This is a genomic window from Paraburkholderia sp. IMGN_8, from assembly GCF_038050405.1.
In the GTDB taxonomy this organism is placed as follows: domain Bacteria; phylum Pseudomonadota; class Gammaproteobacteria; order Burkholderiales; family Burkholderiaceae; genus Paraburkholderia.
On record NZ_CP150901.1, the window covers coordinates 1,741,470 to 1,766,714 of the forward strand.

The 25,245-nt window shown below is 63.5% G+C and carries 14 protein-coding genes; 7 read left to right on the forward strand and 7 right to left on the reverse strand.

The features are described 5' to 3' along the window. Positions 1 to 196 precede the first annotated feature (196 nt). The 3 genes from WN982_RS29095 to WN982_RS29105 form a co-directional block, all read right to left on the reverse strand. The gene (locus WN982_RS29095) at positions 197 to 1,600 is read right to left on the reverse strand and encodes an IS4 family transposase (protein ID WP_341312775.1); all 1,404 of its coding nucleotides are present in this window, start codon (positions 1,598 to 1,600) and stop codon (positions 197 to 199) included. Positions 1,601 to 2,265: 665 nt separating this feature from the next. Further along, a complete protein-coding gene (locus WN982_RS29100) occupies positions 2,266 to 3,669 on the reverse strand; it encodes an IS4 family transposase (protein ID WP_341316138.1) in 1,404 nt (467 codons plus the stop codon). A gap of 371 nt (positions 3,670 to 4,040) precedes the next feature. Next, a complete protein-coding gene (locus WN982_RS29105) occupies positions 4,041 to 8,693 on the reverse strand; it encodes a DEAD/DEAH box helicase (protein WP_341319026.1) in 4,653 nt (1,550 codons plus the stop codon). Between the two features lie 222 nt (positions 8,694 to 8,915). Between WN982_RS29105 and WN982_RS29110 the strand changes: the two genes are divergently transcribed. Further along, complete coding sequence (locus WN982_RS29110) at positions 8,916 to 9,971, forward strand: aldo/keto reductase (RefSeq protein ID WP_341319027.1); 1,056 nt, start codon at positions 8,916 to 8,918, stop codon at positions 9,969 to 9,971. A 56-nt stretch (positions 9,972 to 10,027) separates the two neighbouring features. Here the strand turns inward: WN982_RS29110 and WN982_RS29115 are convergent, their stop codons facing one another. Next, on the reverse strand, positions 10,028 to 10,375 hold the full coding sequence (locus tag WN982_RS29115; RefSeq protein WP_341319028.1) for a carboxymuconolactone decarboxylase family protein: 348 nt from the start codon (positions 10,373 to 10,375) through the stop codon (positions 10,028 to 10,030). Positions 10,376 to 10,491: 116 nt separating this feature from the next. On the opposite strand from WN982_RS29115, the gene WN982_RS29120 reads away from it, so the two are divergent. Continuing rightward, entirely contained in the window at positions 10,492 to 11,436 is a 945-nt protein-coding gene (locus tag WN982_RS29120; protein ID WP_341319029.1) for an AraC family transcriptional regulator, read from the forward strand. Here WN982_RS29120 and WN982_RS29125 read toward each other — a convergent pair whose 3' ends face one another. Then, a complete protein-coding gene (locus tag WN982_RS29125) occupies positions 11,437 to 12,006 on the reverse strand; it encodes an FUSC family protein (protein WP_341319030.1) in 570 nt (189 codons plus the stop codon). It lies immediately after the preceding gene. A gap of 54 nt (positions 12,007 to 12,060) precedes the next feature. Between WN982_RS29125 and WN982_RS29130 the strand changes: the two genes are divergently transcribed. The 3 genes from WN982_RS29130 to WN982_RS29140 all read left to right on the forward strand — a co-directional run bounded on the left by WN982_RS29130 (position 12,061) and on the right by WN982_RS29140 (position 15,291). Further along, entirely contained in the window at positions 12,061 to 12,270 is a 210-nt protein-coding gene (locus tag WN982_RS29130; RefSeq protein WP_341319609.1) for a hypothetical protein, read from the forward strand. Positions 12,271 to 12,488: 218 nt separating this feature from the next. Next, positions 12,489 to 13,970: an RNA polymerase factor sigma-54 gene (locus tag WN982_RS29135; protein WP_341319031.1), complete on the forward strand. Its 1,482-nt coding sequence runs from the start codon at positions 12,489 to 12,491 to the stop codon at positions 13,968 to 13,970. Positions 13,971 to 14,094: 124 nt separating this feature from the next. Next, positions 14,095 to 15,291 (forward strand): aminotransferase class I/II-fold pyridoxal phosphate-dependent enzyme, encoded by a 1,197-nt coding sequence (locus WN982_RS29140; RefSeq protein ID WP_341319032.1) that lies wholly within the window; start codon positions 14,095 to 14,097, stop codon positions 15,289 to 15,291. Positions 15,292 to 15,618: 327 nt separating this feature from the next. Here the strand turns inward: WN982_RS29140 and WN982_RS29145 are convergent, their stop codons facing one another. Further along, positions 15,619 to 16,566, reverse strand: a complete 948-nt coding sequence (locus tag WN982_RS29145; RefSeq protein ID WP_341312542.1) for an IS110 family transposase — start codon at positions 16,564 to 16,566, stop codon at positions 15,619 to 15,621. A gap of 551 nt (positions 16,567 to 17,117) precedes the next feature. Here WN982_RS29145 and WN982_RS29150 point away from each other — a divergent pair. Beyond that, positions 17,118 to 18,836: a VRR-NUC domain-containing protein gene (locus WN982_RS29150; RefSeq protein WP_341319033.1), complete on the forward strand. Its 1,719-nt coding sequence runs from the start codon at positions 17,118 to 17,120 to the stop codon at positions 18,834 to 18,836. Next, positions 18,833 to 21,097, forward strand: a complete 2,265-nt coding sequence (locus WN982_RS29155; protein WP_341319034.1) for an ATP-dependent DNA helicase — start codon at positions 18,833 to 18,835, stop codon at positions 21,095 to 21,097. The genes WN982_RS29150 and WN982_RS29155 overlap by 4 nt, the downstream gene beginning before the upstream one ends. Before the next feature lie 378 nt (positions 21,098 to 21,475). Here WN982_RS29155 and WN982_RS29160 read toward each other — a convergent pair whose 3' ends face one another. After that, the gene (locus WN982_RS29160) at positions 21,476 to 24,133 is read right to left on the reverse strand and encodes a mechanosensitive ion channel domain-containing protein (protein ID WP_341319035.1); all 2,658 of its coding nucleotides are present in this window, start codon (positions 24,131 to 24,133) and stop codon (positions 21,476 to 21,478) included. Positions 24,134 to 25,245: the final 1,112 nt, after the last annotated feature.

Consider the following 25,245-nt stretch of genomic DNA (forward strand, 5'->3'; position numbering starts at 1 on the left):
CGCTTATGTCTGTGTGCCTGTGGCGTTGGCCTTTCCTTGATTTCTTAGTGGTCTATTAGCGTCGCCCCTGTGCGGGGCAGGCACTTACTTTCTTTGCCGCCGCAAAGAAAGTAAGCAAAGAAAGCGGCTCAAACCGCTAATGCTAAGCGGGTCCCCTGGCTTGGAGCTCAGGATTACCCACATCTCGTGATGTGAATCACCCGTCCTGGCTAAAGATCCGGTACATCTCGGTGATTTCGTGAAGGACCAGGAACCCTCGCCACATGACGGTGGGCCCGGGCGGGTGATCATGCTTACGGTTCAGATAACCGCCGAGTTTGGCGATCCACAGTACGACTTCGCCTAGCGAAGGCGTTGCCACCGGTGGTTTTGAGGTGCGGTTGGCGCGGCAGTAAAGCGCGCGCCATTCGTCGGGCTGAAGTAGCACTTCACACGACAGATCCGGGTCGGCCCGACCCAGCAGCGTGGCGTACATGATTCGCCAGCTGATCACTGCAAATAGCGCGGTCGCGCGGACGAACCGTTCAAGATTGCCGAACTGGCGCGCCTCGATCCGACAGCCGCTTTTGAGCACACGATGCCACGATTCGATCGTCCAGCGACGTGCATACCATTCGAGTCGTTCAAGTGCATCGCTCAGCGTGAGCGTGGGCACAGAGCTGAGCAGCATCCACTCGAGCGGCTCGACGCCCGCTGGCGGATCGGTTTCAAGTGCGTGGATTGCAAACACCTCCACCGGGGTGAGCCGGGCGCGCCCGGTGCCTTTGGTCGACGCTCTGGGTGGTGCAATCAGGCTGACCTGCGTGCAACGCAGCGTCAGACGCGCAATGCGCCGGGCCATGTTGCGGTGTGCCGGCAACTCCAGCTCGATTTCGCCCAAGGGGGCGCTCGCCGTCACCGTGTCCCAGAGATAACGCTCGGGGTGCGCCGTCCGACGGTCCCATGCCGCACGAATGAGCCAGTCTACGCCAGCAGGCCGCTCGGCCACGAACACTTCATAGACGTCGCTTTCGCGGTCGCCCACGCCCACCATGCGCGTATCGGGACATCGGGTCTTAAGGGCTGCCAGATGGTTCAGACCCTCAACCCATTTAACGCTTTCCTTGTCATTGAAGTCGCGCTTTGAGCGTTGACGCCTGCGGCCCAGATCTGCGTCATCGCGCACCCACGTCTTCATGCCCAGCACGCCGAGCGGCAGGCCTTCCGGTGTCACGGCCAGCAGGCTGTGCAGCATGAAGCCGCGCGACTGGTTGCCCGTGCCGTAGCCCAGGCCTTCGGTCGCGCCCAGATGCGTCAGGTTGAATTCGGTTGTGTCCTGCACCGCGAGCACGACTGGCACCTGGGTCATGCGCTTGAGCGTCTGGTCTACGTGAGGTGCAAGCACACCGTCCGTATCGACCTGGTCGTTATCGAAGAAGCGATAGGCCGCCTTGAGTTCGGCGGCATCCATGGAGCGTGGAAACGAGCAGTCCGGTGTGCTGGCAAGCCGGCGTGCCAGTGCAACGAGCCGATTCGTCAAACGGGCATCGCCCAGATTTGCCGCACCGAATTCGATGTCGGCCCAGTCGTCCTGGTCATCCTGATTCTCGGTCGAAGGCAATTGCGTCTGGTTCCTGTGGCGGTGCCTCAAGTTAACACCACCTCAAGCTGTTTACAAGCGCTATCCCGGCACAGATGTGGGTAATCCTGAGGGCTTGGAGGAGGTAGTGGAGCATCTGGAATCAGTGTTCTCGCACACTCCGCGCTGGTGACAAGGCAGTCATACTTCCGGCAGCGCTGCGCGCGCCGTAGCGGTGCTTCATTAAACCACCCGGCGCTTTTGGCGCCTGCACCTGGTTCGGCGCGGTGGCTCGCACTCGCGTCCCAAATGCCTGGCCCTCGCGTCCCCCATTCCTTGCCGAGCCGCTAGCGTTTCTGTCGAAGTGGTGGCCCGCATTCCCACTTCGGCGCTTCGCTGACGCAAAGTGGCCCGCACTTTCGCAATTCAGCGCCTCGCCGAGGCGAAGCCGATGGCTCCCATCGAGCGAAAAACCAGCTACTGATTTCCGTAGCAGACCGTCCCAGCGAGCACGCAGTGCGAGGCGGGAAGAATGACGCCGGAGGCGCCAATCTGCGATCGGTGTTGGGAAGTACCGCTACGGCGCGCGCAGCGCCGCCGGAAGTATGACTGCCTTGTCACCAGCGCGGAGTGTGCGAGAACACAGATTCCAGATGCTCCACTACCTCCTCCAAGCCCTCAGGATTACCCACATCTCGTGATGTGAATCACCCGTCCTGGCTAAAGATCCGGTACATCTCGGTGATTTCGTGAAGGACCAGGAACCCTCGCCACATGACGGTGGGCCCGGGCGGGTGATCATGCTTACGGTTCAGATAACCGCCGAGTTTGGCGATCCACAGTACGACTTCGCCTAGCGAAGGCGTTGCCACCGGTGGTTTTGAGGTGCGGTTGGCGCGGCAGTAAAGCGCGCGCCATTCGTCGGGCTGAAGTAGCACTTCACACGACAGATCCGGGTCGGCCCGACCCAGCAGCGTGGCGTACATGATTCGCCAGCTGATCACTGCAAATAGCGCGGTCGCGCGGACGAACCGTTCAAGATTGCCGAACTGGCGCGCCTCGATCCGACAGCCGCTTTTGAGCACACGATGCCACGATTCGATCGTCCAGCGACGTGCATACCATTCGAGTCGTTCAAGTGCATCGCTCAGCGTGAGCGTGGGCACAGAGCTGAGCAGCATCCACTCGAGCGGCTCGACGCCCGCTGGCGGATCGGTTTCAAGTGCGTGGATTGCAAACACATCCACCGGGGTGAGCCGGGCGCGCCCGGTGCCTTTGGTCGACGGTCTGGGTGGTGCAATCAGGCTGACCTGCGTGCAACGCAGCGTCAGACGCGCAGTGCGCCGGGCCATGTTGCGGTGTGCCGGCAACTCCAGTTCGATCTCGCCTGATGGGGCGCTCGCCGTCACCGTGTCCCAGAGATAACGCTCGGGGTGCGCCGTCCGACGGTCCCATGCCGCACGAATGAGCCAGTCTACGCCAGCAGGCCGCTCGGCCACGAACACTTCATAGACGTCGCTTTCGCGGTCGCCCACGCCCACCATGCGCGTATCGGGACATCGGGTCTTAAGGGCTGCCAGATGGTTCAGACCCTCAACCCATTTAACGCTTTCCTTGTCATTGAAGTCGCGCTTTGAGCGTTGACGCCTGCGGCCCAGATCTGCGTCATCGCGCACCCACGTCTTCATGCCCAGCACGCCGAGCGGCAGGCCTTCCGGTGTCACGGCCAGCAGGCTGTGCAGCATGAAGCCGCGCGACTGGTTGCCCGTGCCGTAGCCCAGGCCTTCGGTCGCGCCCAGATGCGTCAGGTTGAATTCGGTTGTGTCCTGCACCGCGAGCACGACTGGCACCTGGGTCATGCGCTTGAGCGTCTGGTCTACGTGAGGTGCAAGCACACCGTCCGTATCGACCTGGTCGTTATCGAAGAAGCGATAGGCCGCCTTGAGTTCGGCGGCATCCATGGAGCGTGGAAACGAGCAGTCCGGTGTGCTGGCAAGCCGGCGTGCCAGTGCAACGAGCCGATTCGTCAAACGGGCATCGCCCAGATTTGCCGCACCGAATTCGATGTCGGCCCAGTCGTCCTGGTCATCCTGATTCTCGGTCGAAGGCAATTGCGTCTGGTTCCTGTGGCGGTGCCTCAAGTTAACACCACCTCAAGCTGTTTACAAGCGCTATCCCGGCACAGATGTGGGTAATCCTGAGCTCCAAGCCAGGGGACCCGCTTAGCATTAGCGGTTTGAGCCGCTTTCTTTGCTTACTTTCTTTGCGGCGGTGGCAAAGAAAGTAAGCGCCTGCCCCGCACAGGGGCGACGCTAATAGACCACTAAGAAATCAAGGAAAGGCCAACGCCATCGGCACACAGCCAAAAAGCGCCGAGCAGGCAACCAGCACAGGGGGGAACGCAAATAAACCAATAAGAAGAGAAAAAAACCACCGCCATAAGCACACAAAAGAATGCCGCCGCCAAAGGCAAAAAAAAACCTCAAAACCTTCGAGCCAACACCCCCCGAGCCAGCTCCCGCTCCGAAGGCACCACCTCAATTGAAGCTTGAAACCAGAAAACCCCCGCCACGAGAGTGGCAACAACCACGCCATCGCGATACAAAACCCGATTGCCAGCGACAGCAGGCACCCTATCACCGATCAGCAAAGTACCAACAAGATTCAAAGGATCCGTCCCCGCGACACAAACAAAAGCACCATCGTTCGCATGTCGCCGAACTTCCCGCAATAACGGAATTGCCTCCGGCAAAGCAAACTGCTCCCCAGCAAGCCCATTGACAAAGCGGCCACCACGCACGAGGCCGCGCGCTTCGAGCCGCTGAAACACCCGCAATAAATCCCGCCATGGCGGCAGCCACTCCGCCTCACGTTCGAGCAAACGCCAGAACACCACCCCATAGCGCCGCAACAAAGTCATCGCGACATGCTCGAGCACCTCCGGCGCAAACTGCTGCCGCCTGCCAGGGCCCGGCAAATCCTCCGCTCCAGTGGCGGCAACCGCGCGACGACTGACCAATGCCCAGCGCCCGGCATCGTCCATCCCGCCGATCAGTGCGCTCGGCCTGCCGCGCCGGCTACCCGGAAACGCGCTACGTTTGGCGGCCGGCTTCAACAACGCACGCAATCCGGCAAAACTATCGGAATTCACAAGGCCAGCGGCAACCAGTTCACCCAGCGCGCTTTCCAGTTCCATACGCAACACGTGCACATCGGTCAGCAATTCGTCGAAGAACATCGCTCCGTGTCGCAGCAGCGCGTCGTACACGTCCTGCGCACGTGCGGACAACTCCGGCTGTTTCGACTGATCGAGCAACGCGCTCCACACGTTCAACCGACGCCGCGGCAGCAGCACGATCGGCGTGCTGCGCACCGGCCCGCTGGCGCCGCGCGCGCGCTCGGTCAGACGCGTCCAGACAATCTTGCCGGCACGGCACAATTCGTCGAGCGAAGTATTCGAATACGCCTTCACGCGCGCGGGCAGAATGTCTTCTTCCCATGCGCCCGCAGCGGCCTGGAAACCTTCCAGCTGATCGAGCACCGCCGCCAGCGCATCGCGTCCTTCACTGCGCGTGTCCGGCGTCAAATGCTGCCACTCGAACAGAAAACGCATGAAGTCGTGCCGCTCCACCGGTTCGATCTCGCGCCGCAAACGCTTGACGGTGTAGCGGTGAATTCGCGCCAGCAAATGACGCTCGCACCATTCTTCAACGGTCGCGCCCGGCGAGAAGCGGCCGCGCATCACGTAACCTTCGGCTTCGAGGCGTGTGAGCGTCTGTTCGATCGAGGCGCCGGGCAACGTCAATGCCTGCGCAATCGCGTGCACCGGCAGCGGGCCGAAGCCTGTCAGCCGCGCGCGCAGAACGTCGAGCAGCGCATCGTCGGCATTCCAGGCGTCGGTATAGCCTTTCGGTGCTTGCAACGGCGGTTCGCACGGCGCGCCGGGGTAGAGCGCCTGCAAACAGGTCAGGCGTTCGGCGGGCAGCCATACCGCGTCGTCGGCGGCGATCTGCATGCGCGTCGCGCGGCCGGATTCGGTGAGCGATGTCAGCCATGTCTGCCAGCCTTCGTTGTCGCGCGCTTCGGCGTCGGTGACGCACGCAAGGCCGGTCAGCGCTTCGTGCATCTCGTCGGCGTTGCGCGCCTGCGGCCACGCTTCGTCACGCACGCTGTCGATGGCGTCGGCATCGAGCGCGCCGAGGTCGTCGGCGGAAGACGGGTCGGTCCAGCGGCGGTTCAGCACGGCTTGCGTGCGGCGTTCTTCGATCGGCGCGTCGTCGAGATAGGCGTAGGGTTTCGCGTTGAGGATTTCGGCGGCGAGCGGCGACGGTGCCGGCAAATCGCGTGCAATCAGCTGCACGTCGCCCTGTTCGATACGGCGCAGCAGCGCCAGCCAGCGCTCGCTGTCCATCGCGTCGTGCAGACAATCGTCGACGGTTTGGTCAACCAAAGGATGGCGCGGCAGTTCGCGCTCGCCGACGATGTTCTCCAGACACGCGGCCTGCTCGGGAAACACACTCGCCAGCAAATCTTCGCTGCGCATGCGCTGCAATTGCGGCGCGGTCTTGCGCCCACCGGTGTAACGCGGCAGCCCGAGCGCGACGGTCGCATTCCAGCGCCAGCGCACGCCGAATAGCGGCGCATCGAGCAGCGCCTGAATCAGCAGATGCTCGGCGCTGTTCGAATGCAGATAACGCCACACCTCATCGAGCACGAACGAGTGGCTGCCGGTCAGCGACAGCACGATCGCGTCTTCGGTCGCGGCGGCTTGCAATTCGAAGTTGAAGGTGCGGCAAAAACGCTTGCGCAACGCGAGGCCCCACGCGCGATTCACGCGGCTGCCGAACGGCGCATGGATCACCAGTTGCGTGCCGCCGGATTCGTCGAAGAAGCGTTCCATCACCAGCGTGCTTTGCGTCGGCAGTACGCTCAATGCGGCGCGCGCCCGTGCGAGATAGTCGACGATCTGCCGCGCGGCGGCTTCGTCGAGACCGATCGTATCGACGAGCCAGTCGATCGCGCGTTCGAGGCGTGGCGTCATCGACTGAGTGTCGGACGGCGGCGCTTCGGCAACAACCAGTGCTGACGCGCCGTGAGCGGCGCCCGAATCGGCCGCGATGCGTGACGCTGCTGCGGTGAGCGACTCTGCCGCTGCGCGTGACGTTGCGCTCGACTCCGCCGCTGCGCGCGACCCTGTCCGTTTGGACTTGCGTCGTAGCGAAGGCGGCTCGCCGATCGAAACCACCGCATCAGCCTCCCCATCTTTGCCATCGAGCAATCGGCCGATCTGTTCGCGCAAACGCGCGACGCCGAACGACAGTTCATCGCTGCGCCCCGGCGCTTCGCCGAGCCAGAACGGAATGTTCGGCGGCTGTCCCTGCGCGTCCTCGACCCGCACGCGGCCGCTCTCGATCCGCAGAATCCGGTACGACGCATTGCCGAGCTGAAACACGTCGCCGGCCAGGCTCTCGACCGCGAAATCCTCGTTGACGGTGCCGATATTGACCGCCTGCGGCTCGAGCACCACCGCGTAGTCGGCGTTCTCGGGAATCGTGCCGCCGGAAGTCACGGCGACCAGTTTGCCGCCGCGCCGGCCGCGCAAGGTGCCGCTCACCACGTCGCGATGGATATAAGCGCCGCGCGGACCGTTGCGGCTCGTATAGCCTTCGACGAGCATGCGCAGCACCGCGTCGTATTGCTCGCGTTCGAGCCCCGCGTACGGCGCCGCGCGGCGCATCAGCTCGAACAACGCGTCCTCGTTCCATTCGGCGCTCGATACTTCGGCGACGATCTGTTGCGCCAGCACGTCGAGCGGCGCGCGCGGAATCCGCAGTGCGTCGAGTTCGCCGCGCCGCACGCAATCGAGCAGCGCCGCGCATTCGATCAGATCGTCGCGCGAAGTCGGAAAGAGCCGGCCCTTCGGCATGCCGCCGACATGGTGCCCCGAGCGTCCGACGCGTTGCAGGAACGGCGCGATCGCGCGCGGCGAACCCATCTGGCAGACCAGATCGACGTCGCCGATATCGATGCCCAGTTCCAGCGAGGCGGTGGCGATCAGCACGCGCAACTCGCCGCGCTTCAGGCGCTGCTCCGCATCGAAGCGATGCTCCTTGGCGAGACTGCCGTGATGCGCGGCGACCGCCTCCTTGCCGAGCCGCTCGGTCAGATGGCGCGCGGCGCGCTCGGCCATGCGGCGCGTATTGACGAAAATCAGCGTGGTACGGTGCAGTGCGATCAGTTCGGCGAGCCGGTCGTAGACGCGCTCCCATACTTCGTTGGGCATCACCGCTTCGAGCGGAACGGGCGGAAGTTCCAGCGCGAGATCGCGCTCGCGTATATGGCCCACGTCGATGATCGCGCACGCCGCGGGAACCTCGCTATCGATGCTCGCGCCGCCCACCAGAAAACGCGCCACGGCGCTAACCGGCTTTTGCGTCGCCGACAGGCCGATGCGTGGCAGACGCCGCTGACAAAGCGCGTCGAGCCGTTCGAGGCTGAGCGCCAGATGACTGCCGCGCTTGCTGCCGGCGAGTGCATGAATTTCATCGACGATCATCGTGCGCACGGTCGACAGCATGCGCCGGCCGGAATCCGAACCGAGCAGCACGTAGAGCGACTCCGGCGTGGTCACGAGGATGTGCGGCGCGCGCTTCTTCAACGCGTTGCGTTCCTGCTGCGTGGTGTCGCCGGTGCGCACGGCGGTGCGGATGTCGAGCGGCGGCAAGCCGCGCTGTGCGAGTTCTTCGGCGATGCCTTGCAACGGCATTTGCAGATTGAGGCGGATGTCGTTGGACAGCGCCTTCAGCGGCGAGACGTAGACCACCAGGGTTTCGTCGGGCAATACGCCGCCGTTGGCGAGACCCTGGTGCACGAGATCGTCGAGCGTGGACAGGAAGGCGGTGAGGGTCTTGCCCGAACCGGTCGGCGCGGCGACCAGCGTGGAGCGGCCACGGCGAATCTGCGGCCAGGCGGCGGCCTGGGCGTCGGTGGGAGCGGGAAAGGTCCTGAGGAACCAGCCGGCCACCGCCGGATGGAAACCGTCCAGCGCGCGAGCCGCGGACGAGCCCTCAGTTGCACCCGCGGTCGCGCCAATGGGCGCGCCGAAAGCCGGGGCGGAAGTCGAGGCCGGAGTCATGCTGGCGTAATTGGGGGCGCGGCGTGCCATATCCAGAGGGCGGCGGGGGCCGGCCCGTTGCGAGATTCAGAAGCCAGTCTGGCAGGTTTTTGCGGGCTTTGCCGAGGGCATCTCCGAATAATCGTAAGGAGCCTGACGCATGAGTTCGCATGGCGGCTCGTGCGGAATATCGCCAACTGCAGTACGCTCTACGGCTCCCCTGTCCACGATGGAGTTCAGGTAATGCGATACAACCAGTTAGGCCGTACCGGTGTGTTTGTTTCAGAACTATGTCTCGGCACGATGACCTTCGGCGGCGGCGAGGGCATGTGGAAGCAGATCGGCGATCTGCAACAGGCGGACGCGGAGCGGCTGGTCGGCCGCGCGCTCGACGCGGGTATCAATTTCATCGACACCGCCGACGTTTACGCGGAAGGCGTGTCCGAACAGATCACCGGCCAGGCGCTGAAGAACCTCAAGGTGCCGCGCGATAAAGTAGTGGTGGCCACCAAAGTGTTCGGCGCCACGGCGGAATATCCGAACGCGCGCGGGGCGTCGCGTTATCACATCATCGACGGTATCAAGGCGAGTCTGAAGCGCCTGCAACTCGATCACGTCGATCTGTATCAGATCCACGGTTTCGATCCGGCCACGCCGATCGAAGAGACCGTGCGCGCGCTCGACACGCTGGTTCGGCATGGTCACGTGCGCTATGTCGGCGTGTCGAACTGGGCCGCGTGGCAGATCGTCAAGGCGTTGGGCGTTTCCGAGCGCCTCGGTCTTGCGCGTTTCGAAACGCTACAGGCGTATTACACGCTGGCGGGCCGCGACCTCGAACGCGAACTGGTGCCGATGCTGCATAGCGAAGGGCTTGGGCTGATGGTGTGGAGTCCGCTCGCGGGCGGCTTGCTGAGCGGCAAATATGGGCGTGAGCAACAGGGCGAAGCAGGCAGCCGTCGCACGACATTCGATTTTCCACCGGTCAATCGCGAGCGCGCGTATGACTGTATCGACGTGATGCGCGGCATTGCCGAAGCAAAGGGTGTTTCGGTTGCGCAGATCGCGCTGGCGTGGCTGCTGCATCAACGCGCGGTGACCACGGTGATCGTCGGCGCGAAGAAGATCGAGCAACTCGACGACAACATCGCGGCCACGCAAGTTTCGCTCACCGCGGACGATCTCGCGAAGCTCGATCAGGTCAGTACGTTGCCGGCGGAATATCCGGGTTGGATGTTGACGCGCCAAGGCGAGGTGCGCCGTGGCCAACTCGGGCAGGCACGTCATCCGGCACAACGTTAGATCGAATCCGCTGCGCCAATCGCGTTATAGATAACCGCGCGGTGCCGTCACATTGCTTACTTGCTGTCCGCTTGATAGGCGGCGACGGCATCCATCGTGCGTGCCGAGTACACCATCGCGGCGCCCGCGTTCACGGCGATCGCCACGCCCAGTGCTTCGGCGATCTCTTCGCGCGTCGCGCCGTGTTTCAGCGCTTCGGCGGTGTGCACGGTGATACAGCCGTCACAGCGCACGCTCACCGCCACCGCGAGCGAAATCAGTTCGCGCGTCTTCGCGCCGAGCAGGTCCGCCTTCTGGCCCGCGCTCGACATCGCCTGATAGGCTTTCACGGTATCCGGCGACAGTTTGGCGATTTCGCCGATGCGGCCGAACAGTTCTTTGCGGTAGTCGATCCAGTTCAACATGACAGTGCTCCTATGTTTGCGTCGCGCCGGCGGGTGCCGGCGTCGTGAACAAAGTATTGCGTCGTGCCGCGATATCCTGAATACTCGATTCGCTCAACTTTTAGCGCAGCCGTCTCATGGATACGCTCAGCCGATTGATCGACCTCGCCCGGCCGCAAGGCAGTCTCGATTTACGCTGCCTGCTCACGGGCGGCTTCGACATCGATCATGCGCAGATGGAAGCGGGTGTCGCGCCGTTTCATCTGGTGCTCGACGGCGCGTGCGTTGTGGAAACCGCCGACGGCACGCAGATTCCGCTGAGCGCGGGCGATTTCATGCTGTTTCCGCGCGGCGCGGCACATCGCGTGCGCGACGTGCAACAGATGCCCGCCACCGCACCGTTGATGCTGACTCACGACGGCATGTTGCCGCTGCGCCGCAATGACGATGACGGCGGCAACAGTAGCCACAGCGGCGCTGGTCTCGATCTGTTGTGCGGCCGTTTTGTGTACGCGCCGGGGTCGTCCGCATTGCTGCTGAACGCGCTGCCTGATCCGTTTCATGTGTCGCTTGGCGGCGTACAACAGCTGGGCGCATTGCAAACGTTGATCGCGTTGATGCGCTCCGAGTCCGAGCAGCGTCAACCGGGCGCACTCGCGATCGTCACCGCGTTGAGCCACGCGCTGTTCGCGATGGCGTTGCGCGTGCACGGCGAGCGCAACGCGTCTACTTCCGGTGTGCTGGCGCTGTTGGCCGATGCGCGCCTGGCCGCTTCGGTGCAAGGCATGCTGGCGGCGCCCGAGCGGGCCTGGACGATCGCCGAACTAGGCGAGCTCGCGGCCATGTCCCGCGCGACCTACGCGCGTCATTTCAACGAGCGCGCCGGCATGACCGTGATGGACTTCCTGACGCAGATTCGCATGACGATCGCGTGCGATCTGTTGCAGCGCACTCAGCGCAGCGCGGCGGAGATCGGCGAGGCGGTCGGGTATCAATCGGAAGCCGCCTTCGGCAAGGCGTTTGCCCAAAGCGTCGGTGTGACGCCGGGGCGCTACCGGCGCCAACCGCTGGAGGGGATTTAGCTACGGCTTGGCGGCCTGGCCGAACCAGCGCCGCTCGATCCACGACATGAGCCCGGCCACCAGCAGTGCGCAGACCGTGCCTATCGTCACTTCGCCAAGGCGCAGCAGTGCTTTGTCCCACGGCGACCCCATACCCGGCACCAGCAACATGATGGTCGCGGTAATGCCGCTAAGACGCGCCGCGCTGCCCACGTTGACACACCAGCAAATCACGACCGCCGCCGCGACGGTGGCGACATACGTGGCGAGATGGCCGCCGCCGATCAACGCGCTGGCGAGACCGCACAGGCCGCCGACCATCGCGCCGATGAACTGGTCGCGCGACAGATTGCGGGTGTCGATATAGCTGTGCTGGCTGACCGCGATCGCCGTGATCGCGGCCCAGAAGGCCTGCTCGGTATGCAGTGCCTGGCCGATCGCGAACGCGAGACTGGCGCTGCCGACCGCCTGCACGGCCATCACGCCGCCTTCGATCAGCCGGTCACCCAGCGGCAACGACTTGAAAAAAGCAAACAGCGAGTCAGCGGCGCTCGCCCGTGCTGCACGTTTTGATTCCTGGGGTGACGTCATCGAGTGGGGAGGGCGCTATTGCCACATGGAGGTTCCGTATTCTAGCGACTCAAATTGTCGCGCACCCACGAAGCCGGTAAGGCCGGACACCGGATCTCCTTTTATGAAGAAACCCGTGATTCCGGCGTGCTGGTCGCCGTACACGTGTCGCCGGGCAATCAGTCGGACGCCGCACGTGTGCTGCGCGACGCGGGCGGTATGGCCGGCTGCCGTACGGGCTTCGCCGCGCAGCGAAGCCCGCTGCGGCAGACGGATTCAGGCTGAGGAATAGGGGGGGCGGATGCCTCGCCGCGCTGCTGGCGAGCTGCGTGGGCACAGACCGGAATTTGCCGGGTACTTGTAAAAATGGCGTTCGCCGTCTGCGCAATCGGCGGGCCTGAAAAAGTAAAGCCTAGAAAAAACAGTATGTTGGGCGAGTTGGTATGACAGTTGCTGTGTAGAGGCCTCAGATCATTTTTCAGCCATTACGGGACCTGACTACGATGCCTTCAATTGAACTACGCACAAGGCAGTCTCTCGCACTCACACCGCGTTTGCAGCAGTCGGTGCGCTTGTTGCAATTGTCGACTCTGGAGTTCCAGCAGGAGTTGCGCACCGCGCTCGACACCAATCCATTCCTCGAATACGACTCGTCGGAGACCGAAGACGTCGCGTTGGCCACGGCTTCCCCTGGCGATGATGCCGGCCCAGCGCCGGCCACGGATACCGCCGCGGCGGCCGAACCCGATTCGCTGCCGGCCGAAAGCCGCGGTAGCGACACGATGGAAAGCGCGGGGCAGGACGACATGCCCGGCGACTTTTCAGGCGATTACGGCAGCCGCGGTTCGACGCGCCAGAACGGCGATTCCGACGGCAGCGATCCGGCCGAATGGGCGCGCTCGCAACCGACCTTGCGCGACCAGTTGCACGCCGCACTCGGTCTGTATCGTCTCGACGAGCGTGACCGAGCGGTCGCGCGCTTCATTATCGAGGCGCTCGACGACGACGGTTATCTGCGCCAGGATCTGGCCGATCTCGCGAACAGCGTCGATCTCGAACCCGCATTGACCGAAGAAGAATTGCTGGTGGCGCTGCGCCTCGTGCAATCGCTCGACCTCGCAGGCCTCGGCGCGCGCTCCTTGTCCGAGTGTCTCTTGCTGCAAGTGAATGCATTGCCGCCGGACACGCGCGGACGAGACGTGGCGCGCCAAATCGTCGAGCATCATCTTGAACGCCTCGCGCGCCGCGAACAGGCCGAACTGCAAAAGCAGATCGGCTGCAGCGCTGAAGAACTGCGTGTGGCCTGCGCGCTGGTGCGCAAGCTCGACCCGAAGCCGGGCAATTGCTACGGCCGCAGCGACGACAACTACGTCGTGCCGGACGTGATAGTGCGCCAGGTCTGCAATAAATGGATTGTGACGATCAATCCGGCGGTGCAGCCGCGCGCCCGGATCCACCGCATGTATGCGGAACTGTTCGCGCAGTCCTCGGGTGCGAGCCGCTCGCCGCTCGCACAGCAGTTGCAGGAAGCGCGCTGGCTGATCCGCAATGCGCAGCAACGCTTCGAGACGATTCGACGGGTGGCCGAATGCATCGTCGCGCATCAGAAGGCTTTCTTCCAATATGGCGAGATCGCGCTCAAGCCGATGGTGTTGCGCGATGTCGCCGACGAACTCGGCCTGCACGAATCCACCATCTCGCGTGCGACCGGCAACAAATATATGGCCACGCCGCGCGGCATCTTCGAGTTCAAGCACTTCTTCCCGCGCGAACTCGGCACGGAAAGCGGCGGCACCTGTTCGGCGGCGGCAGTGCGCGCGCTCCTCAAGGAAATGATCGCCGCGGAGAATACGCGCGATCCGCTGTCCGATGTGACGCTGGCCAGGATGCTCGCGGACCAGGGCGTGCTGGTCGCGCGGCGCACGGTCGCGAAATATCGACACCTGATGAAGGTGCCGCCGGCGGAGTTGCGCCGCCAGCTCTAGTCGATTCCCGGGTGCTTTACCGAAGGGCCACGCAAGGCCGATCTTTCGCGTGGCCCTTTTGCTGTCTGGACGTTTCGCGCGCGCCCCAGTACATTGGCGGCTCAAGTCGAAACGGGGTGGCTCAATGAAGTACTCGAATCTGGTCGAGCGCTTGCAAGGTAAGCGCACGTCGGCGTGGGAAATCCATCGTGTCGCGCAACAGGCGCTCGCCGCCGGCGAAGACGTGATTGTGCTAAGCGTCGGCGACCCCGACTTCGCGACACCGGCGCCGATCGTCGAGCGCGCGGTCGAGGCGCTGCGCGGCGGCGATACGCATTACAGCGCGGTGTCCGGGCGCGATCCGCTGCGTGCGGCGATTGCCGAAGAACACGCGCGCACCACCGGCTGCGCCGTGAGCGCGGCCAACGTGATCCTGACAGCGGGTGCGCAGAACGGCGTATTCGCCGCGTCGCTATGCCTGTGCGAAGCGGGCGACGAAGTGATCGTGCCCGAGCCGATGTACCTCACTTACGAAGCGTGCGTGCGCGCCGCGGGCGCCACGCTCGTGCCGGTGCCGGTCGATCCGGCGCGGGCCTTTCACCTCGATTGCGACGCGCTCGAAGCCGCCGTCACGCCGCGCACCAAAGCGATTTTCTTCGCAACGCCTTGCAATCCCACTGGCGTGGTGATGCCGCGCGCGGACCTCGAGCGTATTGCGCTGCTTGCTTGCAAGCATGACCTTTGGGTGTTGTCCGATGAGGTCTATGCTGAGCTCACTTTCGAACGCGAGCATGTGAGTGTTGCCGCGCTGCCCGGGATGGCGGAGCGTACTGTGACGCTCGGCAGTTTGTCGAAGTCGCATGCGATGGCGGGTTGGCGCGTTGGCTGGGCAGTGGGGCCCGCTGTGTTGATCGAGCATATGGGGCGGCTTGCGCTGGCTATGCTGTATGGCTTGCCGGGCTTCATTCAGCAGGCGGCGCTGACGGCGTTGCAGAACAAGGCGCCGATCGTCGCCGAGATGCGGGAGATTTATCGGCGGCGGCGTGATGTGGTGTTTGAACGCCTTCATCGTGTGCCGGGGTTGCGGTGTTTGCTGCCTGAAGCCGGCATGTTCATGATGGTCGATGTAAGTGGCACGGGGTTGGATACGGTTGATTTCACCTGGCAGTTGTTTCACGCGCAAGGCGTGTCGGTGCTGGATGCTAGTGCTTTCGGCGAGACTGCGGATGGGTTTGTGCGGTTGGGGTTTGTGGTTGATGAAGCGCGGTTGGTTGATGCATGTGAGAGGATTGCTGCGTTTGTTCGTGGGTTGAGGGGGGGCGCGCAGGCGCGGGGTTTCTGAATTTAATCAGGTTTTTCTTTGCCTCCGCGGCGCTTTGTCTCTGTGTGCCTGCGGCGGTGCCTTTCCTTGCTTTGTTATTGGTTTATTAGCGTTGCCCCTGTGCGGGGCGGCACCTACTTTTCTTTGCCGGCCGCAAAGAAAAGCAACCGTATTGGAAGTCAAGCGGCGAGCTGTCCCTCAAGGTGCGAATTGTCGGTCGTGGAGAGCATTTTGTGGGCGCGCGTAATCCTCGCGACCCGCACGATTGAGCAACCTGCAGAAGGTGGGCATGGGCGGCGTGAATGCTTGCGTTAAAAGCGCAACAGCCGGACGCAACCCTGCCGGAAGTCAGTCAGCCGATGGTCTCCAGGGTGTCGAGTTGTGGACCATGGCGTTGAGCGTGACGATGAGTTTGCGGATGCAGGCCGTCATGGCAACCTTGAACGGCTTGCCGGCGTTGCGCAGACGGTCATAGAACGCCCTGATGGTGGGGTTAAAGCGCAGCGCAGGCACGCAGGCCATGTACAGCGCGCGCCGCACGATGGCGCGGCCGCCCTGGATGCGACGCTTGCCGACATGCTTGCCGCTGTCGCAATTGAAAGGTGCGACGCCGGTGAGTGCGGCGATCTCGCGGCGGTTCAGCGAGCCGAGCTGGGGCATGAAGGCGATCAGCGTCGCGGCAGCGCCGGGGCCGATGCCGGGCACGGAGCGCAGCAGGTCTTCCTTCTGGCGCCAGGCAGGTGAAGAACGCAGGAACGAATCGATGTCATGATCCGCGAGCCTGAGCTGCTGTTTGAGCCACTTGATGTGATCGTTCAGGCTCCCGCGGGCTGCGGCATGGGCGCGCTCCAGGCGTGCTTTCTCGGCGACCAGCATGTCCATGAGCTGGGCCCGGCGCAGCAGCAGGGCCTGCAACTGCTCGGTCTGTACATCGTTCAGGGGGCGCACGACGGGCTTGATGGCAGCGGCGAATTGAGCAATGACAAACGCGTCGATGCGATCGGTCTTGGCGCGCGTGCCGGTGGCCCTGGCGAAGTCGCGCACCTGTCGGGGATTGACCGCGACAGCGGGCAGTCCGGCCTGACAGAGCGCCCTGAGTACGGCGAGCTCGAGCTTGCCGGTGGCCTCCATGACGATCAGTGTGGGATTGAGCGCGCCAAGGCGCTGGACCAGCTGGTCGATGGCGACGGTTTCATTGTCGACACTGAAATGTTCGGTGGTGTCGTGGATGGCGACATCGAGGGTGCTGCCGCTGACGTCGATGCCGATATAAACGGAAGAAGAAGGCTGGTTCATCACGGTACCCATACTTGCAGGAAAATACGAGCTCGGGGCTCAGTCAACTGTTCGGGTTAAGAGGATGAAAAGGACAGTCGCTCAGGCTTTTCTGCGGGCTCGAAGCACTTTAGGCAGACGAGCTGACTGTCCATGTGGCGACAACTGATCGGATCGGCGCCACAGGAGGGAATATACAAGTAGGCAAAAGAAAGCGGCTTTAAACCGCTAATGCTAAGCGGGTCCCTCGCGCAGTTGCGGTAGTGGTGCATCTGGAATCTGTGTTCTCGCGCAATCCGCGTTAGTGACAAGGCAGTCATTTTTCCGGCGGCGCTGCGCGCGCCGAAGGGTACTTCTCCGCGCGCTGCGCGGTGCGTCTCGTGGGTCGACGAGCATCCTCGCTCGTGCGCATCTCGCGCTCGTGACAACGATGTTTGACGCTCCTGGCAGCGCTCTGACAACTCACTTGCTTTAGGTGCCTTAGGCTGCGCTGCGCCAGTTGCTTGCCAGCGGAACCCTTCACGGAGTTTGATATCATCACTGTATATACATACAGGTTCCGTGGAAGTGCCGTGGCAACAGAAGCCCCTTCAAATGCTCCTTACTATCTGCTGAACTTCGAGCGGGCGCTGGCGTGGGTCGCGGAACGTTACGACGATCTGCTGAACGTGCGCGAGCACGGCTTCCTGCTTGCCTTCGCGGCTCTGCCGCAGGCGTCGCGGGCGCTGCTGGTTCGTATGCTGATGCGCAAAGGCACACTGTTCCGCGCGAGCCGTCTGGCGTACGACGAGATCGGTTGCCCAGTTCAAGCGTCCGCTCCACTCGTCGATCTCGGTTGGGTGGACGCCGAGCCGCCATTAACGCTCGACGATCTGTTCGCGCTCACCACCCGCCCCGAGTTGCTGGTCATCTTTGCCGATGCCATCGCGTTGATCCCGGGTGCCCGGGGCTTGCGCAAACCGGACTTGCTCGAAACGCTGCGCCCCTTTTATGAGGCGGAGGGCGACGCTGCGCGTCCACTCGCCGCGTGGCACGCGGCAAGTACCGACTCCGTGTTGCACGTCGTGATCGCGCCGCTCTGCGAGCGGCTGCGTCTGATGTTCTTCGGCAATTTGCACCAGGACTGGTCGGAGTTCGTGCTCGCCGATCTCGGCGTGTTTCAATACGAGACGGTTGCGTTCGGACCTTCGTCGCGTGCCTTCCAGCAACGTGCCGATGTCGATGTCTACCTCGCTTTGCATGCCTGCCGCGAAGCACTCGAATGGCTGTCTGATGGCGAATCCATCGGCGAACTGGTCGCCGCCGTCGCCGCGATCGAGACGTCGAACCCATGGCTCGAAACGCGCCGCGCGAAACTGTTGTTCCGTATCGGCCAGCATTGTGAGCGTCAACACAATTGGCAAGGTGCGCTCGCCGTCTATGCGGAATGCGCGTGGCCCGGTGCGCGGCATCGGCGCATACGCGTGCTCGAGCGCTGCGAACGTTTCGACGACGCCTTCGCGCTCGCCTCGCAAGCCGCCGCGGCGCCCGAAAGCGAAGAGGAAGCGCAGCGCATCGCGCGCATGCTGCCACGCTTGCAACGTCGGCGCGGTGAGCCCGTGGCGCGCACGCCGGCCGCGCGGCCGGTCGAGCGCAGCACGCTGGTGCTGCCACGGCCCGAGGCGGCGCAACCGGTTGAATTCGTCGCGCGCGATCATCTGAACCGCGAGGACGCGCCGGTTCATTACGTCGAAAACGCGCTGATCAACTCGCTGTTCGGTTTGCTGTGCTGGGAGCCGGTGTTCGCGGCGCTGCCCGGTGCGTTTTTCCATCCGTTTCAGCGTGGCCCGGCCGATCTGCATGCGCCTGATTTTTACAGCCGCCGCGCTGCGCAATTTGCCGCCTGCCTTGCGCAACTCGATAGCACCGTCTATCGCGAGACGATTCTGCGGCACCTCGAGACCAAGGCCGGTCTGCAATCGCCATTCGTGTTCTGGGGCGTGCTGACGCCCGAGCTGATTGCGTCGGCGCTCGATTGCCTGCCTGCCGCGCATCTGAAGCTATGCTTCGAACGTCTGTTGCGCGATATCCGCAGCAATCGCTCGGGTCTGCCGGACCTGATCCGTTTCTGGCCGGCTGAGCGCCGCTACGAACTGATCGAAGTGAAGGGCCCGGGCGACCGCTTGCAGGACAACCAGATCCGCTGGCTCGCGTACTGCGCGCAGCACGGCATGCCGGTGCGCGTGCTCGACGTGCGTTGGGCCGACGAAGCCGACACCGGTCCCGAAGCCGCTCAAGAGGCTGCCGCATGACCTATGTGGTCGCCGTGCGGGCGATGTGCGAATTCACAGCAAGGCGTGGCGATCTGGATCTGCGCTTCACGCCCGCGCCGACTTCACTGGAAGGCATGGCCGGCCACGTCACGGTAGCCGGGCGGCGCGCGAGCGGCTATGAAACCGAGATCACGCTGACCGGCACGCATCGCGGCTTGACCGTGCGCGGCCGTGCCGACGGCTATGACGCCGCGGCAAACCGGCTGGAAGAGGTCAAGACCCATCGCGGCGATCTCGAGCGGATGCCGGCCAATCACCGCACGCTGCATTGGGCGCAGGCGCTGGTGTACGGTCATCTGCTGTGCCAGACGCGCGGGTTGAGCGAACTGACCATCGCGCTCGTGTACTTCAATATCGGCAGTCAGAAGGAAACGCTGCTGACTGAAACGCATACGGCGCGCTCGCTGGAAATTTTCTTCATCGAGCAATGCGAGCGCTTTCTCGACTGGGCCGTGCAGGAAGAGGCGCATCGCGACGCTCGCAACGCCGCGCTTGGCGCATTGCAGTTCCCTCACGGGCAATTTCGCAGTGGGCAACGCGAACTGGCGGTGTCGGTCTATCGTGCGGCGCGCGACGGCAACGCGTTGTTAGCGCAGGCGCCTACCGGCATCGGCAAGACGCTCGCGACGATTTTTCCGTTGCTGAAGGCGTGCGCGTCGGATCAGATCGATCGCGTGTTCTACCTGACCGCCAAGACACCGGGCCGCGCGCTCGCGCTCGATGCGGTTGAGACACTGCACCAGGGCGCCGCGCCATTGCCCTTACGCACGCTGGAACTCGTGGCGCGCGACAAAGCCTGCGAGCATCCCGACAAAGCCTGCAACGGCGAGTCTTGTCCGCTCGCGCGCGGCTTCTACGACCGGCTCGACGCGGCCCGCAGCACGGCATTGTCCGGGCGGCGGCTCGATCGCTCGGCGGTCCGCGAAGCGGCGCTCAAGCACGATATCTGCCCGTACTATCTCGCGCAGGAATTGGCGCGCTGGTCCGACGTGGTGGTCGGCGATTACAACTACTACTACGACAGCAGCGCGATGCTGTATGCGCTGACGCAGATCAATCAGTGGCGCGTCGGTGTGCTGGTCGACGAGGCGCACAATCTGCTCGACCGCGCGCGCCGGATGTACACCGTGTCGCTCGATCAGGCGGCATTTCGCGTCGCGCGCAAGATGGCGCCGGCGGCATTGCGCAAGCCGCTTGATCGGCTGAATCGCGAGTGGAACGCGCTCAAGCGTGCACAGACGGACACGTATCAGGTCTACGCCGACGTGCCCGGCAAATTGCTCTCGGCCGCGCAGAATCTGATTAGCGCCGTGACCGATCTGCTCGCCGAAGCGCCGCTATCGATCGACGAAGCGTCGTTGCGTTTTTTCTTCGACACGATGCATTTCGTCGCGCTGGCGGAACAGTTCAGCGAGCATTCGATCTTCGACATCACGCTCACTGCCGATCATTACGCGCCGCGCGACAAAACCAGTTGCACGCTGTGCGTGCGTAACGTGATTCCTGCGCCGTTTCTCGCACCGCGTTACGCCGCCGCGCGTACCACCGTGATGTTCTCCGGCACGCTCAATCCGCATCATTTCTATCGCGACACCTTAGGGCTTCCGGAGCAGACGAACTGGCTCGACGTCGAAGGGCCGTTTCGCGCCGAGCAGTTGCAGGTGCGTGTGGCTGCCAACGTATCGACGCGCTGGCGCGACCGCGAGCGCTCGCTACTGCCGATCGTCGATCTGATCGCACGGCAATATGCGGCGCAGCCGGGTAACTATCTGGGTTTTCTGAGCAGCTTCGATTATTTGCAGCGGGTGGTCGCGTTGATGCGCGAACGGTGTCCGGACCTGCCGGTGTGGGCACAGGAGCCAGGCATGGACGAGGCGGCGCGTGATGCGTTCCTTGCGCGCTTTCGAACCATGAATCAGGGAGTCGGCTTCGCGGTGTTGGGTGGTGCTTTTTCGGAAGGCGTCGATCTGGTCGGGCAACAGTTGATCGGTGCGTTTATTGCGACGCTTGGGCTACCGCAGATGAATGACGTTAATGAGCAGATGCGTCGTACGATGGATGCGAAGTTCGGTAACGGGTATGACTATATTTATCTGTATCCGGGGTTGCAGAAGGTCGTGCAGGCGGCGGGGAGGGTGATTCGGACCGAGCAGGATCGAGGTGTGGTTTATTTGATCGATGATCGGTATCGGAGATTGGAGGTGCGGAGGTTGTTGCCGCGGTGGTGGGAGGTGGAATAGGGTTTTTTTTGCCTTCGCGGCGCTTATTGTCTGTTTGCCTACGGCGTTGCCTTTCCTTGCTTTGTTATTGGTTTATTAGTGTTGCCCCTGTGCGGGGCGGCACCTACTTTTCTTTGCCGGCCGCAAAGAAAAGTAGGCAAAAGAAAGCGGCTCAAACCGCTAATGCTAAGCGGGGTCCTCGCGCAGTCACGGTAGTGGAACATCTGGAATCCGTGCCCTCGCACACTCCGCGCTGGTGACAAGGCAGTCATTCTTCCGGCGGCGCTGCGCGCGCCGTGGCGGTCCTTCCTTTGATGGCGCGCTCTGCGGCGGACCGCCGCGCTGATCGAAGGCGCTTTACTGAACGTCTATGAAGGCGCAGGACACGGTCTCTACTTCTCACGCATGCGCAGAGGTTGAACCAGGATTTGCTGGCGTTCCTGGGCCGCCGGCCGGCTTAGGGTCGACGGGCAATTGATCTTCCATCGGCGCGTCGGCCTTCCGGGCCGCCGCCGACAACGAAACACCGCTGTCCGGTGCGTTGCTGGGCGGTTCGTCCCTGGCCGGCGCGCTTTCCGGGTCCCACGTCAGCAGATGCCGTTGCGGGTTAGCGATCTCGATGCCGCGTGCGCCGAACTGGTCGAGAATGCGCCGGTTGAATTCGCGCTGCACGCCCCAGCGCGCGCTATCGCGGCACTGGATTTGGCCGGCCAGCGTCACGGCGGAACCGTCCAGCGCATCGACGCCCCAGAAGCTGAAGTCGGACAGGATGCCGTCCTTGAACCGCTCGTCTTCGCGCAGCGCCGCGCCGATCTCCTTGAGCGTGGCGATCGCCAGATCGACGTCCTGACCGAACACGATATTGACCTTCACCGCCGCGTTGCCGAGCCCGCGGTTGGTGTTGTTGACCGTCGATACCGAACTGAACGGCACCGTGAACAAGGAGCCGTCGCTGCCGCGCAACCGCACCGTGCGGATCGACAGATATTCGACGGTGCCGGATACGCCCGCGAGCGTGACCCAGTCGCCGACCTGCATCGCGTTTTCCATCAACAGGAAGATGCCGGTGATGAAATCCTGCACCAGTTTTTGCGAGCCGAAGCCGAGCGCCACGCCGAAGATACTGGCGCCCGCCAGCAACGGTCCGATGTTCACGCCGAGTTCGCTCAAGCCCGTGAGCACCACTACCAGCGCGATCACGCAGAAGAGCGCGGTGCGCAGCATCGGCAGCAGGGTACGCAGGCGCGCGGCGCGCGCCAGATCGCCGCTGGTGGTCCAGCGGTCCAGGCGCCGCTCGATCGACACGTTGACGCCTTCCCACACCAGCAGCGCGATCACGGCAGCGACGCCGATCGTCACCAACGCCGAGGCCAGCCGGTGGCCGACCGTCCCGGCGCGGAACAGGTCGCTCAGATCGACACCCCACACCTGCAGCAGTGCGAGCGCGGTGACGATGCCGATGATCCACGAGATGACCCGGCGCAACAGCGGGTAATAGCGATACGCGTGCTGATGCACGAGCGACTCCGCTTCGTCGTCCTGCACTTTGAAGACCCTTGCCAGCGCGCCGAAGATCACAATCGACACGACCCGCGCGGCCACCAGAATCGCGAAGGAAATGCCGCCGAGATGCAGCAGCGTGTGATAGCCGTTCTGCACGTCGAGCGCCCAGATGAACCACAGCGCCATCACGACGAACACCGCGAACCACGCCCACGCATCGGCGAGCGCATTGCCGAACATCTCCAGTGATTGGCTCGCGGCAAAGCGCTCGCGGATCAATTCGCCGACGGGCCTGGCGCATTGCAGGATCAGGATCGAGATCAACACGTGACCGGCGAGCGCGACCACCTTCATCAGCGCGAGATGTGCCGCATCGTTCAAACCGAGCGACTGCGCGATCTCCGCGACTGCCGAGCCGCCGCCGACGACACTGACGATACGCACGATCCAGCGCTGCACGAAGGCGGCCCACGAGTCGCTCATGCGCAACAGACGCAGGCGCGGCGCGGCCGGTTGCAGAAAGAAGCCGCTGACGATCACGATTACGCGGCACAGCACGTAGATGTCGATCAGCGAATCGAGCGCGCGGTCTTGCGGCGTGCCGCCGTCGGCGACGAATGACATCAGCGCGCTGGCCGCGCCGACGAACACGGCGAGCGGCAGCAGCCGCAGCACCATGGTCAGGATCCCGCGCGGCAGGCGTTGCAACAGGGTCCAGTGATGCGCGGCGTGCCGCTTGCCTTTGGTTTCAGTGGCTCTGCCGGTGACAGGCGCTGCTGCGGACGTGCTGGGTGCTGCCGCTGCGGCGTCGGGCGAAACGGCTGGAAGCGGTGCCGCATTGGGCGAATCGGTCCGAGGCGGTGCTGTGGTGGGCGATTCGGTTGGCGGCGGCGTGGCGTCGGCGGGCAGGTCGGATCGCGCTGCATCGTCGTCGTCTTCATTTTTCCGACGCCCGGCGAGGGCCGTGTACGCGCGGCGCAGCAGGCGGCGTGCCAGCCATTCGAGCACGAGCGCGGGCAGTAGTGCGGCGAGCAGCGACCACACGACGTGGGCCAGCACGCCGCGCGCTTGCGGGCTGGTTGATTGCCACTTCCACCAGGCGCGGACCGACGACACGTCGAGTAGCGCGGCGACTGAGCGGCGCAACGACATGCCGAGGCGTACGGCCCAATGCGCGCCTTGGCGGGCCAGTTGCGAGGCGAGACCATTCGATTGAAATGCCGTTGGGACCAGGCTGGCGGTGCTACTTGCCGGCGCTGGGGCTGAAGCGGCCGATGTTGCCGCTGTTGCCGCCGCGGCGGAGGCGGATGGGGCGCTGAGTGCACCGGCGGCGGCGATTGCGCGGAGCGTGTCGGTGACTTGGGCGCGGCGGTTGGGGTCGTTGAGAACGTCGAGGGCTTGACGGGCCTGGTGTGGAGTCAGGGCGATCTGTGGTGCGTTCTGTGCCGGCGCTGGGGTGGCCGACGGTGTTTTGGCCGACGCGGAAGCGGCCGGCGTGGAGAACGCTGGAGAGGTGAGGAGGGCCAGGAGCCAGATGAGGAGTAGTTTGCGCATATGTTGGGCGATTGATGGGCTGGGGCGCCGCGCAGTGGCGAGGTTTGGTTTTATGGCTTCGCGCCTGGGGCGGCGCGGGGCCGCTGCTAATTTATTAGCGACACGGAGGTGGGGGACAAGTTCCTTGTCGTTGCTATTTCGGTTTTGATTTTTGGTTTGCCTTTGAGGCGGTATTTGCCTGTTTGCCTACGGCGTTGGGCTTTGCTTGGTGTCTTTGCCTACGCGGCGCTTATGCCTGTGTGCCTGCGGGGTTGGCCTTTCCTTGATTTCTTAGTGGTCTATTAGCTTCGCCCCTGTGCGGGGCAGGCACTTACTTTCTTTGCGGCAAAGAAAGTAAGCAAAGAAAGCGGCTTCACACCGCTAATTCTTAAGCGGGTCCCCTGGCTTGGAGGAGGTAGTGGAGCATCTGGAATCGGTGTTCTCGCACATTCAGCGCTGGTGACAAGGCAGTCATACTTCCGGCGGCGCTGCGCGCGCCGTGGCGGTAGTTCTCAACACCGATGGGGCGTATGCGCCTCCGGCATCATTCTTCCCGCCTCGCACTGCGTGCGTCGCGGACGGGTCTGCCAGGGAAACCAGTGGTTTCGCTTTGGTTCGGCGGGGGCCATCGGCTCCGCCTCGGCGAAGCGCCCGAATGTGCGAGTGCGGGCCATCACGCAAAGCGAAGAGTCGGTACGACAGTGAAGATTGGCAATGCAACGGCGGGCCAACGCGCCAGACAAAACGCGAGCGCCGCGGCGAGGGCATGGGGGATGGACGGTGAGCCGCCGCGCCGGGCAAAACGTTGACGCGAAATTGGCGAGCGGTTTGATGAAGTACCGCGTCGGCGCGCGCAGCGCCGCCGGAAGTATGACTGCCTTGTCACCAGGGCGGAGTGTGCGAGAACACCGATTCCAGATGCTCCACTACCTCCTCCAAGCCAGGGGACCCGCTTAAGAATTAGCGGTGTGAAGCCGCTTTCTTTGCTTACTTTCTTTGCGGCGGCAAAGAAAGTAAGTGCCTGCCCCGCACAGGGGCGACGCTAATAAACCAATAACAAAACAAGGAAAGGCCAACCCCGCAGGCAAACAGACAAAAAGCGCCGCGTAGGCAAACAAGAACAAACAAAGACC